Source organism: Curtobacterium sp. JUb34 (genome assembly GCF_003755065.1).
Lineage (GTDB): Bacteria > Actinomycetota > Actinomycetes > Actinomycetales > Microbacteriaceae > Curtobacterium.
This window is the reverse complement of the sequence record NZ_RJVH01000002.1, coordinates 661855-679893: the sequence shown is the minus strand read 5'-3', so window position 1 is coordinate 679893 and position 18039 is coordinate 661855. Positions and strand designations below refer to the sequence as shown.

Here is an 18039-nt window from a genome sequence, read left to right as displayed (position 1 = left end):
CGCCATGCCCGACCGCATCACCCTCGTCACCGCGCTGCAGGGCGCCGGCTGGCACCCCGCCGCCTGGCGCGTCGCCGGCCCGGTCGCGCAGCGCCTGTCGAGCCTCCGGCACTGGCGCGACGTCGTCGTGGAACAGGACCGTCTCGGCATCGACGCCGTCACCATCGAGGACTCGTTCACCGCGGGCCCGACGGCTGCCGACCACGACCTCGACACCACGACCGTCGTCGGACGGCTCGACGCCCTCCTCGTCGCGAACGCGGTCGCCCCCGCGACCCGCGCCGTCGGTCTGGTGCCGACCGTCTCGGTGACGCACACCGAGCCGTTCCACGTCGCCACGGGCCTCCAGACCCTCGACCACGTCTCGCTCGGGCGAGCCGGCTGGCGGATCCAGGTGAGTCCGACGACCCGCGAGGCGGCCCTGTTCGGCCGTCGACCCGGCGGCGACGACGCGGCCACCCTGTTCGACGAGGCCCGCGAGGCGGCGGAGGTCGTCTCCCGCCTGTGGGACAGCTGGGACGACGACGCGATCATCCGCGACGTCACGACCGGCCGGTTCATCGACCGCGACCGCATCCACAACGCCGAGTACGCGGGCCGCCACCTGTCCGTCCACGGCGCGTCGATCGTGCCGCGGTCGCCGCAGGGCCGGCCGCCGGTCTTCGCGCTGGCCCACCGCGCCGACGCTGCGGCATTCGCCGTGGACGCTGCGGACGTCGTGCTGGTCACGCCCGGTTACCAGGGCCGGGAGGCGCGGGACCTGTTGGACGAGGTCCGTCACCTCGAGCAGGTGGCCGGGTCTGACGTCCGTCGTCCGGTCCTCGCCGACCTCGCGGTGCTGATCGGGTCGTCGTCCGCTGCCGCGGCCGACGAGCTCGCCGCGCTCGACGGCGCTGCCGGGAGCGCGTACGCGGGGGCGTCGGACACGTCCGTGCTCGCGACGACGGTGCCCGAACTGGTGTCGCTGATCGGGGACCTGCGGAGCCTCGGCTTCGCCGGCGTCCGGCTGCGCCCCCTGCGTATCCCGCTCGACAGCACCGCCATCGCGCGGCAGCTCGTCCCCGCGCTCGTCACCGCCGGGCTCCGCGCCGACGTGGCGTCCCGTCCCACCGCCGACCTGCGCACGCGGCTCGGCATCGCCCCGGCGGTCAGCCGGTACGCGCGTCCTTCCGTCACCGGTACTGGTGTCGGTTCCGTCTCCGTGGAGGTCTCAGCATGAGCACCAAGCGTCAGGTCCACCTCGCCGCCCACTTCCCGGGCGTCAACAACACCACGATCTGGAGCGACGACCGTGCCGAGAGCCAGATCGCGTTCTCGTCGTTCGAGCACTTCGCCCGCAACGCCGAGCGCGGGTTCTTCGACTTCCTCTTCCTCGCCGAGGGCCTGCGGCTCCGCGAGCAGAAGGGCCGCGTCCACGACCTCGACGTCGTCGGGCGTCCGAACACCCTCGCGGTCCTGGCCGCCCTGGCCGGGGTCACCGACCACATCGGTCTGGTCGGCACCCTGCAGACGACCTTCAACGAGCCCGTGGAACTCGCGAAGCAGCTCGCCACGCTCGACCACCTGACCGACGGTCGTGCCGGGTGGAACGTCGTGACGAGCTCGGACGCGTTCCACGGCGCGAACTTCCGCCGCGGCGGGTTCCTCGACCACGCCGACCGGTACACGCGCGCCGCCGAGTTCATCGCGGTGTCCCGCGAGCTCTGGGACTCGTGGCAGGCCGACGCCGTCGTTGCCGGCACCGCCGCGGGCGGCGCGCTGGCGGACGGCGTGTTCGCCGACCGGTCCCGCATCCACGACGTCGACCACCACGGCCCGCAGTTCGACGTCACCGGCACGTTCCCGGTGCCCCGCAGTCCGCAGCGGCACCCGGTGATCGTGCAGGCCGGTGACTCCGACGAGGGGCGCGACCTCGCCGCCGCGAACGCCGAGGTGATCTTCTCGCTGCACACCGAGTTCGACGACGCGCAGGCGTTCTACCGCGACGTCACCGAGCGGCTCGAGCGGGTCGGACGGTCGAAGGACGAGCTGCAGATCCTGCCCGGTGCGACGTTCGTGATCGGCTCGTCGGCGGAGGACGCCGAGGAGCGGTCGAACGCCATCCGTCGCGCCCAGGTCAGCCCGGCCACGGCGATCGCGTTCCTCGAGCAGGTCTGGAACCGCGACCTGTCGTCGTACGACGTCGACGGCCCGCTGCCGACGATCGAGCCCGACTACGAGGGCACCGCGATCACCCGCGGGCGCGCACGGCACACCCGCGACGTCCCCGCCCTGGTGCGGTCCTGGCGGGACCTGGCCGAGGCCGAGCACCTGTCGATCCGCGACCTCGTCATCCGCGCCTCGACCCGCGGCGGGTTCGTCGGGACGGCGTCGCACATCGCCGCCGAGATCGACCGGTACGTGCAGGAGCGCGCCACCGACGGGTTCGTCGTCGTGCCGCACACCAACCCGTACGGCCTCGACGAGTTCGTCGACACGGTCGTCCCGCTGCTGCAGGAGCGCGGCGTCTACCGGCAGTCCTACGACGAGGGTGCGACCCTCCGGCAGACGCTCGACCTGCCCGGCACGATCCGCGACCGATCGGCCGCCGCACGCACGGCCGCTGCGGCGGGTCCGGCGCGTGCGGCAGCGTCCGCCGGGGTGCTCGCGTGACGATCTCCAGCCTCGCGATCCTCGTCCCCGGCAACTTCGAGGACGACGCCCCCGTCGACGGTCTCGAGGCCACCCTCGACCTCTTCGCCACGGCCGAGCGGCTCGGCGTCGACGGCGCCTGGGTCCGGCACCGGCACCTCGAGCACGGCATCGGCTCGGCCGCGGTCTTCCTGGCGGCGGCGTCGCAGCGCACCACGTCCATCGAGCTCGGCGTGGCCGTCGTGCCGATCGGGTGGGAGAGTCCCTTCCGCCTGGCCGAGGACTTCTCGCTCGCCGACGTCCTGGCGCACGGGCGGCTGCAGGTCGGGCTGTCCACCGGCTCGCCGCACGCCGAGATCCTCGGCGACCTGGTGTTCGACGGTGACTGGCGCGCCTTCGACCGCGGGTACGGGCGGGTGTCCCGGTTCGTGGAGAACCTGCGCGGCGCGTTCCTCGGCGCGGACGACATCGTCATCCAGAGCCCCGGGAACGTCCAGCGCCCCCGGTTGCAGCCGTACGCGCCGGGTCTGGTCGACCGGGTCTGGTACGGCGGCGGGTCGCTCCGGTCGGCCTCCTTCGCCGGCAGTTCCGGGCTCAACCTGCTGCTCGGCAACCTCACCTCGGGCGAGGGCACCGACGACTACGGCACCGCCCAGCGGAACCAGCTCGTGGCGTACCGTGCCGCGCTGCCGACCGGTCGCACGCCCCGCGTGGCCTGGGGCCGGTGCGTCGTCCCGACCGACTCGGCCGATCGGGTCTCGCGCGAGCGGTACCGCACCTGGTCCGAGTCCCGTCTCGCACGGCAGACCGCGCCCCAGGGACCGCGCCGGACCCTGTTCTCCGCCGACCTGGTGGGGCCCGCCGAGCAGATCGTCGAGCAGCTCGTGCACGACGCCACGCTCGCCGAGGTCGACGAGTTCCGGATCGAGCTGCCCTACGAGTTCGCCGGTGACGAGTACGAGCAGATCGTCTCGGACGTCGTGGCGAAGGTCGCACCGGCGCTCGGGTGGGCGGCGCGGACGGCTCGGTCGACGCCGCAGGGGGTGGTCGCCGCATGACCCGCTACCTGCTCTCCCGCATCGGCCAGGCCGTGCTCGTGCTCTGGGCGGCGTGGACGATCTCGTTCTTCGTCCTCTACGTGCTGCCGAGCGACCCGGCCCGGATCATGGTCGGTCCGGACGCCACCGACGTCACGGCGGCGCAGCTCGACGCGCTCCGGCACCAGTACGGCCTCGACCAGCCGGTGCTCGTGCAGTACGTCCAACACCTCGGCGCCCTGCTCACCGGCGACCTCGGCCGCTCGATCGGCGTCGGTCGACCGGTCGCCGACGTCATCGGCGAAGCGATCGCGCCGACCGCCCAGATCGCGGTCGCCGGCCTCGTGCTCGCGATCGTGTTCGGCGGCGGGATCGCGGTCCTGGCGACGTGGACCCGGAACCGGGCCCTCGGCCAGTTCCTGCTCCAGCTGCCCCCGATCGGCGTCGCCGTCCCCGGGTTCTGGTTCGCGCTGCTGCTGGTGCAGTGGTTCTCGTTCGGGCTGCACGTGTTCCCGGCGTTCGGTGCCGAGGGCCCGGCGTCGGTCGTCCTGCCGGCGATCACCCTGGCGCTGCCGACCGGTGCCACGATCGCCCAGCTGCTGTCGAAGTCCCTCGTCCAGACCCTCCGTGAGCCCTACGTGGACACCGCGTACGCCAAGGGCGCCGGACGCTGGCGGGTCCAGCTCCGGCACGCGCTCAAGAACGCCGCGCTGCCCGCACTCACCGTGACGGGACTCATCGTCGGGCAGTTGTTCTCCGGCACCGTCGTCACCGAGACGGTGTTCTCCCGCCCAGGCCTCGGTCGGGTCACCGCGACCGCCGTGCAGCAGCAGGACATCCCCGTCGTGCAGGGCATCGTGCTGCTCGCCGCCGCGATCTTCGTCGTCGTGAACCTGGTCGTCGACCTCGTGTACCCGCTGCTCGACCCGCGCGTCGTGGTCGCCGGCAGCCGTCGGAAGCTCCGCGACCAGGACGGCGCGACACCGGGCGCGACGCCCGACGCCACCCCGTCCAGCGCCACCGAACCGAAGGCGGTCCCCGCATGACCGAGACCACGCAGCTCGCCATCGGGCGCCCCGCGTCGCTCGCCACTGACCGCCTCCCCGGCGGCACCACGACAGCGCTCCGTGCGCTCGTCGCCCGCCCGACGCTCACCGTCGCGCTCGTCTGGCTCGCCCTCGTCGTGCTCGCCGCGCTCCTGCCCGGAGCACTCACCCACCACGACCCGCTCGCCGCCGACCCGGCCGCCAAGCTCACCGCTCCCGACGCCGCGCACTGGTTCGGCACCGACCAGCTCGGCCGTGACCTGTACGCCCGCGTCGTGCACGGCACCGCGCTCACACTGCAGGCCGCGGTCCTCGCGATCGTCATCGGCCTGGTCGGCGGCTCGCCCGTCGGGCTCGTCGCCGGTTTCGTCGGCGGGGTCGTCGACGCCGTGCTCATGCGCGTCGCCGACGTCCTGCTCGCGATCCCGAGCCTGCTGCTCTCGCTGACGATCGTCACCGTGCTCGGCTTCGGCACCGTGAACGTCGCGGTGGCGGTCGGCGTCGCGAGCATCGCCACGATCGCCCGCATCATGCGCTCCGAGGTCGTCCGGGTCCGCACCGCGCCGTACGTCGAGGCGGCGAGCGCGAACGGCAACCGCTGGTGGCGCGTGCTGCTCGTGCACGTGCTGCCGAACGCGGCCGGGCCCGTCCTGGTGCTCGCCGCCCTCGAGTTCGGCACCGCGATCCTCGCCGTCTCCAGCCTGAGCTTCCTCGGGTACGGCGCGCAGCCACCGCAGCCCGAGTGGGGTTCCCTCGTCGCCACCGGGCGCGACTTCATCGCGTCCTCGTGGTGGCTCACGACCATCCCCGGCCTCGTGATCGCCGTCACGGTGCTCGCCGGCAACCGCGTCGCCCGCGCACTCGACACCGAGCGGAGGGCCGTCCGATGAGCCTGCTCAGCATCCAGGACCTGACCGTCACCTACGGTCGCGGCAGCAGTGCGCGCACCGCGCTCCACGGCGTCTCGCTCGAGGTCGGCCGCGGCGAGCGCGTCGCCATCGTCGGCGAGTCCGGTTCGGGCAAGTCGACGACGGCGCACGCGGTCCTCCGGCTCCTGCCCGCAGCGGCGGACCTGACGGGAGGTGGGGCCACGCTGGCCGGTTCCGGGGCGTCGCGGAGCTTGCGGAGCGACGGCACGGCCGAGCCAGTGGGGACGGTGCGGCTCTCCGGGGCGGCCGACGGATCCGGGGACCTCGACCTGGTCACCGCGACCGACCGCCAGGTGCGGTCCGTGCGCGGCATCCGGATCGGCTTCGTGCCGCAGGACCCGACGGTGTCGCTCAACCCCGTGACGCGGATCGGCACCCAGGTCGCCGAGGTGCTCCGGATCCACGGGCTCGCCACCGGTGCCGAGGCTCGGGAACGCGCCGTCGAGGAGCTCCGCCGTGCCGGCATCGACCGACCCGAACTCCGCGCGCGGCAGTACCCGCACGAGCTGTCCGGCGGCATGCGGCAGCGGGTGCTCATCGCGATCGCGCTGATCGGCGACCCGGAGCTGCTCGTCGCGGACGAACCGACGAGCGCGCTCGACGTCACGGTCCAGCGGACGATCCTCGACCACCTGGACCGGCTCGTCGCCGAACGGGGCACGAGCGTGCTGTTCATCACGCACGACCTCGGGGTCGCCGCCGACCGGGCCGACCGCATCGTCGTGATGTCCGAGGGGCGGGTCGTCGAGCAGGGCACCCCGGCCGAGGTGCTCGGCGCACCCCGTGAGGCGTACACGCGCGCACTGATCGCAGCGGCGCCCAGTCTCGACGACGTGACCGTGTCCGTGGGACACACCACGGGCCTCCCGTCCGGACGCCCCGACCCACTCGTCGTCGCGACCGGACTGCGGAAGTCCTTCGACCGCGTGACCGCCGTCGACGGGGTGGACGTGACCGTCCCGCGGGGCCGCACCCTGGCGCTGGTGGGGGAGTCCGGTTCGGGCAAGTCGACCACCGCGCGCCTCGTGCTCGGACTCGAACGCCCGGACGCCGGCCGTGTGCGGTTCGACGGCGCCGACGTGGGCGGAGCCCGCGGTGCGGCGCTGCGGGCGTACCGGCGGCAGGCGCAGATCGTGCAGCAGAACCCGTACGCGGCGCTGCACCCGCGGCTGTCGGTGGGGGCGGTGATCGCGGACCCGCTCGCGGCCTTCGGCATCGGCACCCGGCGGTCCCGCGCGGCACGGGCGGCGGAGCTGCTCGACCTCGTCGCGCTGCCGTCGTCCGTGCTCGGTCGTCGACCGGCGGAGCTGTCCGGCGGACAGCGGCAGCGTGTGGCGATCGCCCGCGCGCTCGCACTCGATCCGTCGTTCATCGTCCTCGACGAACCGGTCTCCGCACTCGACGTGTCCGTCCAGGCGCAGATCCTCGACCTGCTCGCGGAGCTGCAGTCGACGCTCGGCGTCTCCTACCTGTTCATCTCGCACGACCTCGCCGTCGTCCGTCGCATCGCGCACGAGGTGTCCGTCCTGCGGGGCGGCCGTGTCGTGGAGCACGGCGATGTGGCGCAGGTGCTGCACGACCCGCAGCACGAGTACACGCGCGCACTGCTCGACGCGATCCCGGGACGCTCCCGGCGCGTCCCCACCACCGAAGGAGTCTCATGACCACCCACCGCACCCCGTTCCGTCTGGTGGCCGCGATCGCGGCCGGCACCGCGGCGGCACTGGTCATGGCGGGCTGCTCGTCGGGCGGTACCGCGTCGACGTCCTCGTCGTCGAAGCCCGTCGACGGCGGCTCGCTCACCTACGCCATCGCGAACGACCCGATCACGCTCAACCCGACGGGCACCGGCGCGGGCAACGACACGCTCGCGATCACGCGGCAGCTCGTCGACTCGCTGCTCTGGCAGGACCCGTCCGACGGCTCGCTCAAGCCGTGGTTGGCGACGAAGTACTCGGCGAACGACGACGCCACCGCGTTCACGTTCGACCTGCGCTCCGGTGTCACGTTCTCGGACGGCACCGCGTTCGACGCGACGGCCGTCAAGGACACCTTCGACGACATCGCCTCGGCCGGCGCATCGAGCACGGCCGCCGCGTACTTCTCCGGCTACACGGGGACGAAGGTCGTCGACGACGACACGGTCGAGGTCGACTTCTCGACGCCGAACGCCGCGTTCCCGAACGCCACGGCGTCGGTCGCCCTCGGCATCGTCGCCCCGAAGACCACCGAGACCCCGTTCGACGACCGTGCCGACGGGAAGGCCGTGATCGGCACCGGGCCGTTCACGCTGCAGTCGTACACGAAGAACACCTCCACCGTCCTCACGAAGCGCAAGGACTACGACTGGGGCCCCGCCGCGCGGTCGAACGCCGGGGCGGCGCACCTGTCCGAGGTGACGTTCCAGGTCGTCCCCGAAGCCAGCGTCCGCACCGGCAGCCTGCAGTCCGGCCAGCTCGACGCGATCAGCAGCGTGCAGCCGAGCGACGTCGACACCCTGCAGGCGCAGTACGACCTCGTCACCCGCGCCAACCCGGGCCAGGTGTTCGGCCTGACGTTCAACCAGAAGCGGCCGATCGTGTCCGACCTGGTCGTCCGGAAGGCGATCGCCCAGGCCGTCGACCCGAAGGCGGTCCGCGACACCGCACTGAACGACCTGTTCAAGGTCGCGGACTCGGTCCTCGGGTCGACGACACCCGGGTACGCGGACACGTCGTCGGGTTCGGCCACGTCGTCGGGTTCGGACACGTCGTCGGGTTCGGCCGCGTACGACCCGAAGGCCGCGGCGGCCGCCCTGGACGACGCCGGGTGGAAGAAGGGCTCCGACGGCATCCGCTCGAAGGACGGGACGAAGCTGCAGCTCAAGCTCGTCTGGATCACGAACTTCGGACCGAACCAGACGTCCCTCGAGCTGATCCAGCAGGAGCTCGGGAAGGTCGGCGTCGGCGTCACCCTCGAGAGCGGGACCGTGCCGCAGTACCTCGCCAACCTGACGAGCGGCGACTGGGACCTGTCGTGGGACAACAGCTCGCGCGCCGACGGCGACGTCCTGCGGTCGAAGTTCTCCAGTTCGGGCGCCCAGTCGATCGGTGCGTCGGACACGACGCTCGACGCGCTGTTCACGAAGGAACTGTCCCAGTCGTCGGCGTCCGACCGGTCGGCCACCTTCGGGGAGATCCAGCAGCGCATCGCGTCCCAGGTCGATTTCGTCCCGGTGCACGAACTCACCAGCATCATCGCGCCCGCGACGGACGTGCACGGCATCGTGTTCGGGGCCGACACCCGGCTCGACCAGCTGACCGGCGCGTGGAAGGACGCGTCGTGAGCGCCGCTGGACGGGCGCCGCTCTCGGTGCTCGACCTGGTGCCGGTCACCGCCGGGTCGTCCGCCGCCACGGCGCTGCACCGCACGGTCGACCTGGCCGTCGCCGCGGAACGCGCCGGGTACGCCCGCTACTGGCTCGCCGAGCACCACCTCAACCCCGGGGTGGCCGGCAGCGCGCCGACCATCGTGATCGGTGCGGTCGCCGCCGCCACGTCCACGATCCGAGTCGGCAGTGCGGCGACGCTCGTCGGCAACGTCCGCGGGCTGCAGATCGCCGAGACCTTCGGCACCCTCGCTGCGCTGTACGGGCCGCGGATCGACCTCGGGCTCGGCCGCTCCGGGGCGCCGGCTCCCGGTACCCCGAAGCCGCCGTCGCTCGCGCCCCGGTCGGACGAGGTCGTCGACGGACTGCTCGTCCCCGCACCCTTCGACTTCCGCATCGCACCGGGCAGCCGGTTCGCCCTGCAGGCGGAGCTGCTCGGGCGGGTGCCCGGCGACGTCGACCGGTTCGAGGGCGAGCTGGACCTCGTCCGTGCGCTGTTCGCCGGCACCTGGTCGCGGGACGGCGCCGTCGTCGAGGCGCCGCCCGCCACCGGAGCCGCCGTCGAGCTCTGGATCCACGGGTCGACCGGTGGCGAGAGCGCCCGGGTCGCCGGAGCACTCGGACTGCCGTACGGCGCGAACTACCACACGTCACCCGGCACGGTCCTGGCGTCGGTGCAGGCCTACCGCGACGCGTTCCGCCCGGGGGTGCTCGAGGCACCGCGCGTCATCGTGTCGGCGGACGTCGTCGTCGGGCGCACGGAGGCCGAGGCCGCGGAGCTGTCGCTCGGGTACGCGGAGTGGGTGCACTCGATCCGCTCCGGCGTCGGGGCGATCGAGTACCCGACGCCGTCCGCGGCACGGGCTGCGCCGCTCGCTGCGGCGGAGGCGGCGTCGGTCGCCGATCGGCTCGCCACCCGGTTCGTCGGCGATGCCACGGCCGTCGCCGACCGCCTCGAGGTGCTGCAGCGGGCGACCGGCGCGGACGAGTTCCTCGTGACGACGATCACGCACGACCACGACGCCCGGGTGCGCTCGTACGAGCTGCTCGCGGCGGAGTGGGCCGCGCGGGGTGCTGGTGGTGGTGCCGGTGCTGGCGCTGGTACTGGTGCTGCGCGTGCGGGGGCTGGCGTGGGTGCCGGGGTGCGCTGACCGCACTGGTGCGCTGACCGGCCTGGTCCGTGTCGACCCGGAACGACGAGCTCGATGTCGCACGACATCGGGCTCGTCGTTCGTGCGCGCGTGCAAGTGTCGGCGCGTGCAACGAGCGACACCGTGGTCGTCGTGCGACGTCGACGATGTCGTTCGGCGTGCGGCCCGTGCGGCCGATGCGCGCGCATGTTCCGACGGTCGAGGCGTCGATCACCTCGTGCAGTGTCGGACGATGCACGCGCAACGAGCGACACCGTGGTCGTCGTCCGACGTCGACGATGTCGTTCCGCGTCGGCGCCGACCGCCCGCGCACGCACAGAACGACTCCCTCGACGTCGTGCGACATCGAGGGAGTCGTTCCGAGTCGGACGGACCCGAGCGCGAGCCCGAGCCCGGCCCTCAGCTCGCGTCGAGCGGCAGCCCCTCGGGGTTGACCTCGGAGTGCTCCACGGCCTCGTTCGACAGGTTGTACGACCCCAGCCACTTCGCGTACGTGCCGTCGTCGATCAGCTCGTCGATGGCGTCCGCGATGGGCTCGGCGAGCCCGCTGTCCTTCTTCGTCGTCGCCGCGATGAGCCCCTGCAGGTCGCCGCCCGCTCCGGAGAACGTGCCCGCGGTCTTCGTCGGGTTCGCGCCGTCCGCGCTCAACGTGTTCTGGTACGCGACCGTCGGGTTCGGCCCGAAGTACGCGTCGATCTTGCCGGAGTCGAGTGCCAGCTTCACGGCGTTGCCGTCCGGGTAGTACTTGATCGTGATCGTCTTGCCCTGCTTCGCGAGGTCGGCCTTCCAGCCGAGCAGGATGAGCTCCTGGTTGGTGCCCGAGCTCACCGCGACGGTCTTGCCGGCGAGCACGGACGGGTCGCCGTCGAACGTCAACGAGGAGTCCTCCGGCACCTGCAGCGCGAGGTTGTCCTGGCGGTACGAGGCGAAGTCGTACTTCTCCTTGCGCTGCTCGGTCACCGTGATGTTCGAGAACCCGGCGTCGTACTTGCCGCCGTCGATCCCGACGAACAGGTTGTCCCACGTGGCGTTCTCGACCTGGACCTCGAGGCCGAGCTTCGCGGCGACGAGCCGGCCGAGGTCGGGCTCGGAGCCGGTCAGCGTCTTCTGGTCGTCGCCGGTGAACGCGAGCGGCGGGAACCCGGCCGGCAGCGCACCGATGCCGACGACGAGCTTGCCGGACTTCTTGATCGACGCGGGGAGTTCGTCGTGGAGCTTCTCGTCCGCGTCGACGGTGACCTTCGTCTCGGTGGCGGCACCGTTCGACGCGGCGCCGATCGTGACCGTGCCGTCGGACGCGCCGGAGCCAGAGCCAGAGCCGGAGCCGGCCGTCGCCGACGTGGCGCACCCGGCGAGGGCGACGACGACTCCGGTGGCGAGGACGAGGGCGCCGGCGCGGGTCCGCCAGCGGGAAGGGGTGGTGATGGACATGGTTCTCCTGGGATCGGGTGGAAGGGGAAGAAGGAACGTCGAGGGGACCGCGTCAGCGGACGCGGGACAGGAAGTCCCGCGTGCGAGCGTGCTGCGGATCGTCGAGCACCTGGGCGGGGGAGCCCTGCTCGACGACGCGGCCGTGGTCGAGGAACACGACGTGGTCGGCGACCTCGCGGGCGAAGGCGATCTCGTGGGTGACGATGACGAGCGTGGTGCCCGTGTCCGCCAACCCCCGGATGACCCCGAGCACCTCGCCGACGAGCTCCGGGTCGAGCGCCGAGGTCGGTTCGTCGAGCAGGACGACCGACGGCTCGAGCGCCAGCGCCCGCGCGATGGCCACGCGCTGCTGCTGCCCGCCGGAGAGCTGTCGCGGCCGGGTGTCGCCACGGTCGCCGAGTCCGACGCGCTCGAGCAGAGCCGCTGCGCGGTCGCGCGCCACGGCACGGGGGACCCCGGCGGCGATGGGCCCCTCGGCCACGTTCTCGAGCGCGGTCAGGTGCGGGAACAGGTTGAAGTGCTGGAACACGAACCCGATCCGCGACCGCTGCCGCAGGATCAGGCGCTCGGGCAGCTCCTTGTACCGGGGGATGCCGTCGCGCCCGGTCCGGAGCCGGACGCCGATGGTCTCGCCGCCGACCGTGACGACCCCGCGGTCGAGTGGTTCGAGGTGGTTGATCGCGCGCAGCAGCGTGGACTTGCCGGAGCCCGAGGGACCCAGGACCACGGTGACGCTCCCGGACGGCAACGACAGGTCGACGCCGTCGACGACGACCGTGTCGCCGAACGCCTTGACGGCTCCGTGGATGCTGATCGCCGCGCTCATCAGATGGTCCTGTCGTCGATGGTGGAACCGGGGCCGGACGCGACCACGGCCGCGGCGGAGGCGGCCTGCCGGGCGCGATCCGGGCCTCCAGGTCGACCCGGCCCGCGTCCGGAACCGCGACGCACCGCGGCCCGCACCCGCTGGAACGGCGTGGGCGGCAACGCCCGCACCGACCCGCGAGCGGTCCACCGCTCGACGTAGTACTGCACGACCGACACCGCGCTGGTGAGCGCGAGGTACCAGAGCGTCGCGACGACGAGCAGCGGGATGATGTCGGTCGGGTATGTGCTGGACAGGTTCTGGACGACGCCGAACAGGTCGAGCAGCGACACGTAGAACAGCAGCGACGACGCCTTGAGCAGCCCGACGACCTGGTTCACGAACGCCGGCACGATCGACCGCAGTGCTTGCGGCAGGATCACCCGCACGAACTGGCGACGGCGGGGGAGCCCCAGCGCCTGCGCGGCTTCGTGCTGGCCGTGGTCGACGGCGAGCACCCCGGCACGGACGATCTCGGACGCGTAGGCGATCTCGCTGAGGCTCAGCCCGATCACGCCGATCGCCAGGTCGCCGAGGACGTTGGCCGTGGTGACCTCGACCTGCGGCCCGAAGGGGATCCCGATGCCGATGGTCGGGTACAGCGACCCGAGGTTGTACAGGAAGACGAGCACCAGGATGAGCGGCACGGAGCGGAACAGCCAGACGTACCCCCACGCCAGCCCGGACAGCACCGGGTTGCGTGAGAGCCGGGCGATCGCGACGACGATGCCGCCGGTGAAGCTGATGACCGCGCTGAGGGCCGTCGCCACGAGCGTGAGCTGCAGGCCGGTCAGGATCGCCGGGCTGAACAGCCACTTCCCGACGGCTGGCCAGCCCCACGACTCGTTCGTGAACAGGGTCTCGACGAAGTTCAGGAGCACCACCAGCACGACGGCTGCGGCGATCCAGCGCAGCGGGTGCCGCAACGGGACGACGGGTCGGTCGAGCGCGGCGCGTCCGGCCGCGTCGACGGTCGCGTCCGTCGTCCGGGAGGCCCGTGGTGCGCCCCGCGATCCGGCCGCGTCGTCGACGCTGGTCGCGTCGACCGCATCGGTCCCGGCGACGGCGCTGGTCGCGTCCCGGGGCGGTCCCGTTCTGGTGTCGGTCATGTCGCGACCGTAGAAGGGTCGCGGTGCCTGGACAACGCACGGTGCAACACACCGCTACGGGGCGGAACGCGGCGTCACAGTCGCGTCGCGCATGACGTTCCGTGACGCCGTGTGCGCAGTACGGTTCTGCCATGACAGCGCACCGCGTGACCGCTCCCGTGCCCCCGGCGGACGGCAGCAAGCCGAAGGGCCCGGCGTCGTACTTCCCGAGCATCGAGACGACGTACGGCCGCCCCGTCCAGGAGTGGCTCGACCTGGTCGCCGAGCAGCTCGACGACCACCCGCACATGCAGGTCGTCACCTGGCTGAAGACCGAGCACGGGCTCGGGCACGGCCACGCGAACGCGCTCGTGGCGTACGCGAAGCAGGCCCTCGTACGCTGAGCACCCGTCGCCGTCCCGCGGTGTCGACGGCAGTGTCGGTGGCGGTGCCTAGCGTGTGGACGTGGCCGAACCCGTCGACGCGTGGTGGCGCCGCCGACAGTGGTCGCGCGGCGAGGCGGTGCCGTACGCCGTCGGGCAGTTCCGCGCCGACTGGGCGCCGTACCCGGTGCTCATCCGCCAGTACCACCCCGACTGGAACCACGGTGTCGTCCTGACCCAGGTCCCGCCGGCGGCCGAGGTCCTGCTGACCTGGGAGTGCGACGTCGGCCACGTCTTCGTCGCCACCCCCGCCGAGCAGCGGTCCCGACCCGGTCGTGAACGCCGGCGCTCGGTGTGGTGCCCGGAGTGCGCGGTGCAGGCGCAGCCGCAGCGCTGGCCGGTCCTGCCGTCCGACTGGCCGTCGCAGGTGCCGGTCCCGCAGCGGGTGGTCCGTGCCACCGGACGCCAGACCCTGCCGGCGGCGCCCTCCCGCGGCACCCCGGCGGGCGCCGTGGCCTCGAGCCGCACCCGTGCGCGTCGACCGGTGCCGGGGGTACCGCGACGCGCGAACCAGCCGGTGCCCCGCACGATCTGCCCGAAGACCCCGCGGCTGCCGTCGGGTGAGTCGTTCGCGAGCGTCTGCGCACCGGCGACGGCGTCCGCGGTCGAAGCCGAGCTGCGTGCCGCGCTGTCCGACCGGTTCGCGTTCACCTACGACCACTCGGCGATCCGCCTCGACCGGCCGTTCTTCGACCACGTCGAGGTCTGGCCGGACATCATCCTGCCGGAGCTCCGCGTGGCGATCGAGTACGACTCGACCGGTCGGCACGGCCTCGAACACGTCGGGCCGCGACAGGAGACCGACCGCAAGAAGGACCGCGCGGTCCGCGCCGTGGGCTGGGAGGTCGTGCGCATCCGCACCGGGCGACTGCCCGCGCTCGGCCCGTACGACCTGCAGGTGTCCGGCATCTCCGGCCGGACGGTCGATCGGCTCGCCGACACCCTGCGGCAGATCCGTGGCGACCTCTTCGTCGACGCGTATTCACGATGACCGATCGGGGGACAGGATCGGCCGACGGGGTACACGCCGCCTGGGTCCGCCGCGGAGCGACCGGTAGGCAAGAGGGGTGACCCCTGCGTTCTGCCTCCACGCGTTGGGGGCGAGCTCCGAGGAGTTCGCCCTGCTCCGCCGCGCCCTGATCCGTGACGACCTCGAACTCATCGGCATCGACCTGCCCGGCTTCGGCCGCAGCCCTGCGTCGTCCGGCACCACCGTCGAGGAGATGGCCGTGCTCGTGGAGCGCGCGATCGGTGCGAGCGGCGCGAGCGAGTGGGTGCTCATCGGGCACTCCATGGGCGGCAAGGTGGCCACGGTCGTCGCCGACCGCACCATGTCGGGCGCGAACGGCCTGTTCGGCCTGCGCGCCGTCGTGCTGCTGGCGGCCTCCCCGCTGGCGCCGGAACCGATGGACGACGAGCGCCGCGCCGCGATGCTGTCCTGGGCGGCCGACGGCCCGATCGGCGCGACCCACGCCGCCGAGTTCGTCGACGCGAACACCGCGTCCACCCTGGCGCCCGAGCGGCACACGACCGCCGTGCAGGACGTCCAGCGCACCGATCCCGGCGCGTGGACGGCGTGGCTCACGCGCGGCAGCCGCGAGGACTGGTCGGACGCGGCGCCGAACCCCGTGCCGGCGCTCGTGCTCGCCGGTGCCGAGGACGGCGACCTCGACGCCGAGGCGCAGCGTCGCCTCACGCTCCCGCACTGGCCGGACTCGGAGCTCCACGTCGTCGAGGGCGCTGCACACCTGCTGCCGTGGGAACAGCCCGAGGCCGTGGCCGACCGCATCCGCGACTTCTGGACCCGCCGCTTCACCGGGGCTCCCGTCGTGCCCGTCGAGCAGGCACGGGTCATCGCCTCGCCGCGGGTCAGCGCCCGCATGCGCTCCCTGTTGGCGGCACGCGCGCTGCCCGACGACCCGACCGCCGCGCCGCGCGCGCTCACGGCGCTCCAGCTGCAGACCCTCCGCGCCATCGCCCGGATCGTCGTCCCACAGCCCGGCGACGGTCAGGTCGACCTCGCCCTGCGCGTCGACGACCAGCTCGCCGCGGGGCTCGGTGACGGGTGGCGCGTCGACGGCATGCCGGCCGACGTCGAGGCGTACCGGGCGGCGCTCGACGTGCTCGCCGGGCCCGCGCAGGACGGCGTGCTCGACCGCACGCTGCAGGACGTCTCCGCCGGTCGGTACCGTGCCGACGGCGTGCTCGACGCCGAGCAGCTGCGCGCCTGGTTCGAGGACGCCAGCGTCGACCTCGTGAAGCACTGGCTGGCCCACCCCGCGACGATGGCGGCGATCGACTTCGACGGCTTCGCGAACGGCGGCGACGGCGTGCGCAAGCAGGGGTTCCAGCTGCTCGCCGCCGACCAGCGCGAGGCCTGGGAGCCACCGGCACCCCACCGCCGCGACGACACCCACGACGACACCACGACGACGGAAGCAGCACGATGAGACTCGACGGACAGCGCACCTACGGCACGGATGACGTCGTCGACGTGGTGGTCGTCGGGACCGGCGCCGGCGGAGCCCCCCTGCTGGCCTCCCTGGCCCGTCGCGGCCTGCGGGTCGTCGCCCTCGAGGCCGGTCGCAACACCGAGCCGGGCGACCACGTGCCCGACGAGGTCGCCGCACCCGGCGACATCAACTGGATGGACGAGCGGCTGAGCGGCGGCGGAGCACCGACCGCCTTCGGCCCGAACAACAGCGGGACCGGCGTGGGCGGCTCGACGCTGCACTGGGGTGCGTTCACACCGCGCCCGAGCGAGCACGACCTGCGCCTGCGCTCCGAGAGCGGCCAGGGCCAGGACTGGCCGATCAGCCACGCCGAGCTCACCGGCTGGATCGAGCAGGTCGAGCACGACGTCGGGGTGGCCGGTCCCGAGCACTACCCGTGGGACCCGTCGCGTCGCTACCGGATGCGTCCGCCGGCGCGCAACGCCTCGTCGGACATGATGATGCGCGGGGCAGCGGCCGCCGGCATCACCGCGACCGACGCCCCCGTCGGCCTGACCACCGAGGACCGCCACCAGGAGCACCACGGTCTGCGCCACGCCTGCGTGTCCTGCGGCTCGTGCCACCAGGGCTGCCGCAACGGCGCCAAGGTCTCGATGGACACGACGTACCTGCCAGCCGCCGTGGCCTTCGGCGCCGAGATCCGGCCGGACTCGTTCGTGCACGGCATCGAGCTCGACGCCGCGGGCGAGGTCAGCGCCGTGCTGTACACCCACGACGGCCGCGAGCACCGGCAGCGCTGCCGGTCGCTCGTGCTCGCCGCCGGCGGCGTCGAGACCCCGCGCCTGCTGCTCCACACCGGGATCGCGAACGGCAGCGACCAGGTCGGCCGGAACTTCACCGCGCACGGCGCCACCCAGGTCTGGGCCCGCTTCGACCAGTCGATGCGCTCCTACCGCGGCTACCCCTCGTCGATCATCACCGAGGACTTCGTCCGGCCCGCCGACGCGGACTTCGCCGGCGGGTACCTGATCCAGAGCCTCGGGGTGCAGCCGCAGACCTTCGCCAACACGCTCGTCCGGGGCGGCGGCCTGCGCGGCGCCGAACTGGTGCGCGCGCTGCAGGACTACCCGTACTCGGCGGGCGTCGGCATCAACGCCGAGTGCCTGCCGTACGACGACAATCGCCTGGTGCTCGCGGACGAGGTCGACGAGCACGGTGTCCCGCGCGCACGGGTGTCGTTCACGCCCGGGTCCAACGAGGACGCGATCCGCCGTCACGCCGTCCGCACCATGACCACCATCGTCGAGGCCGCCGGCGGCAAGGACGTCCGGGTCCTCGAGCGCACCGCGCACACCATCGGCACGGCCCGCATGGGCGCGGACCGCGAGACCTCGGTCGTCGACCCCGACGGCCGCTCGTGGGACGTCCCGAACCTGTGGATCGCGGACAACTCGGTGTTCCCGAGCGCCGTCATCGCGAACCCGGCGCTGACGATCATGGCGCTGTCGCTCCGCACCGCCGACCGGATGCTCCGGGCCGCCTGACCTGCGCGAGCGGGCCGCCTGACCTGCGCGAGCGGGCCGACGGCGCGATCGTGC

At 73.0% G+C, this 18039-nt stretch carries 15 protein-coding genes; 12 read left to right on the top strand and 3 right to left on the bottom strand.

What is annotated here, in order from left to right; all coding sequences use genetic code 11:
* The first annotated feature begins 4 nt into the window (after positions 1-4).
* The 8 genes from EDF63_RS09685 to EDF63_RS09650 are packed head-to-tail and all read left to right on the top strand — an operon-like array spanning position 5 to position 10161.
* Positions 5-1219, top strand: coding sequence for an LLM class flavin-dependent oxidoreductase (locus EDF63_RS09685; protein ID WP_123312812.1), 1215 nt, complete (start codon positions 5-7; stop codon positions 1217-1219).
* Positions 1216-2652, top strand: coding sequence for an NtaA/DmoA family FMN-dependent monooxygenase (locus EDF63_RS09680; protein ID WP_123312811.1), 1437 nt, complete (start codon positions 1216-1218; stop codon positions 2650-2652). Before EDF63_RS09685 ends, EDF63_RS09680 begins: the two co-directional genes overlap by 4 nt.
* Positions 2649-3689: an LLM class flavin-dependent oxidoreductase gene (locus EDF63_RS09675; protein ID WP_123312810.1), complete on the top strand. Its 1041-nt coding sequence runs from the start codon at positions 2649-2651 to the stop codon at positions 3687-3689. The genes EDF63_RS09680 and EDF63_RS09675 overlap by 4 nt, the downstream gene beginning before the upstream one ends.
* Positions 3686-4714 carry an ABC transporter permease gene (locus EDF63_RS09670; protein ID WP_123313134.1) on the top strand — a complete coding sequence of 343 codons (1029 nt, stop codon included), beginning with the start codon at positions 3686-3688 and terminating at the stop codon, positions 4712-4714. Before EDF63_RS09675 ends, EDF63_RS09670 begins: the two co-directional genes overlap by 4 nt.
* Entirely contained in the window at positions 4711-5604 is an 894-nt protein-coding gene (locus EDF63_RS09665) for an ABC transporter permease (protein ID WP_123312809.1), read from the top strand. The genes EDF63_RS09670 and EDF63_RS09665 overlap by 4 nt, the downstream gene beginning before the upstream one ends.
* A complete protein-coding gene (locus EDF63_RS09660; protein WP_123312808.1) occupies positions 5601-7307 on the top strand; it encodes an ABC transporter ATP-binding protein in 1707 nt (568 codons plus the stop codon). The genes EDF63_RS09665 and EDF63_RS09660 overlap by 4 nt, the downstream gene beginning before the upstream one ends.
* On the top strand, positions 7304-8968 hold the full coding sequence (locus tag EDF63_RS09655) for an ABC transporter substrate-binding protein (protein WP_123312807.1): 1665 nt from the start codon (positions 7304-7306) through the stop codon (positions 8966-8968). Before EDF63_RS09660 ends, EDF63_RS09655 begins: the two co-directional genes overlap by 4 nt.
* Complete coding sequence (locus EDF63_RS09650; RefSeq protein WP_123312806.1) at positions 8965-10161, top strand: LLM class flavin-dependent oxidoreductase; 1197 nt, start codon at positions 8965-8967, stop codon at positions 10159-10161. Before EDF63_RS09655 ends, EDF63_RS09650 begins: the two co-directional genes overlap by 4 nt.
* A gap of 399 nt (positions 10162-10560) precedes the next feature.
* Here EDF63_RS09650 and EDF63_RS09645 read toward each other — a convergent pair whose 3' ends face one another.
* Genes EDF63_RS09645 through EDF63_RS09635 form a run of 3 tightly spaced genes read right to left on the bottom strand, consistent with a single transcriptional unit; the run spans position 10561 to position 13566 of the window.
* Positions 10561-11592, bottom strand: coding sequence for an ABC transporter substrate-binding protein (locus EDF63_RS09645; protein WP_123312805.1), 1032 nt, complete (start codon positions 11590-11592; stop codon positions 10561-10563).
* Between the two features lie 52 nt (positions 11593-11644).
* Positions 11645-12418, bottom strand: a complete 774-nt coding sequence (locus EDF63_RS09640; RefSeq protein WP_123312804.1) for an amino acid ABC transporter ATP-binding protein — start codon at positions 12416-12418, stop codon at positions 11645-11647.
* Positions 12418-13566, bottom strand: coding sequence for an amino acid ABC transporter permease (locus EDF63_RS09635; RefSeq protein ID WP_260233042.1), 1149 nt, complete (start codon positions 13564-13566; stop codon positions 12418-12420). Before EDF63_RS09635 ends, EDF63_RS09640 begins: the two co-directional genes overlap by 1 nt.
* 131 nt (positions 13567-13697) lie before the next feature.
* On the opposite strand from EDF63_RS09635, the gene EDF63_RS09630 reads away from it, so the two are divergent.
* The 4 genes from EDF63_RS09630 to EDF63_RS09615 all read left to right on the top strand — a co-directional run bounded on the left by EDF63_RS09630 (position 13698) and on the right by EDF63_RS09615 (position 17985).
* Positions 13698-13949, top strand: coding sequence for a DUF4287 domain-containing protein (locus tag EDF63_RS09630; protein ID WP_123312803.1), 252 nt, complete (start codon positions 13698-13700; stop codon positions 13947-13949).
* 61 nt (positions 13950-14010) lie between these two features.
* A complete protein-coding gene (locus EDF63_RS09625) occupies positions 14011-14979 on the top strand; it encodes a hypothetical protein (protein WP_123313133.1) in 969 nt (322 codons plus the stop codon).
* 76 nt (positions 14980-15055) lie between these two features.
* Positions 15056-16438 (top strand): alpha/beta fold hydrolase, encoded by a 1383-nt coding sequence (locus EDF63_RS09620; RefSeq protein ID WP_123312802.1) that lies wholly within the window; start codon positions 15056-15058, stop codon positions 16436-16438.
* A complete protein-coding gene (locus EDF63_RS09615) occupies positions 16435-17985 on the top strand; it encodes a GMC family oxidoreductase (protein WP_123312801.1) in 1551 nt (516 codons plus the stop codon). The genes EDF63_RS09620 and EDF63_RS09615 overlap by 4 nt, the downstream gene beginning before the upstream one ends.
* Positions 17986-18039: the final 54 nt, after the last annotated feature.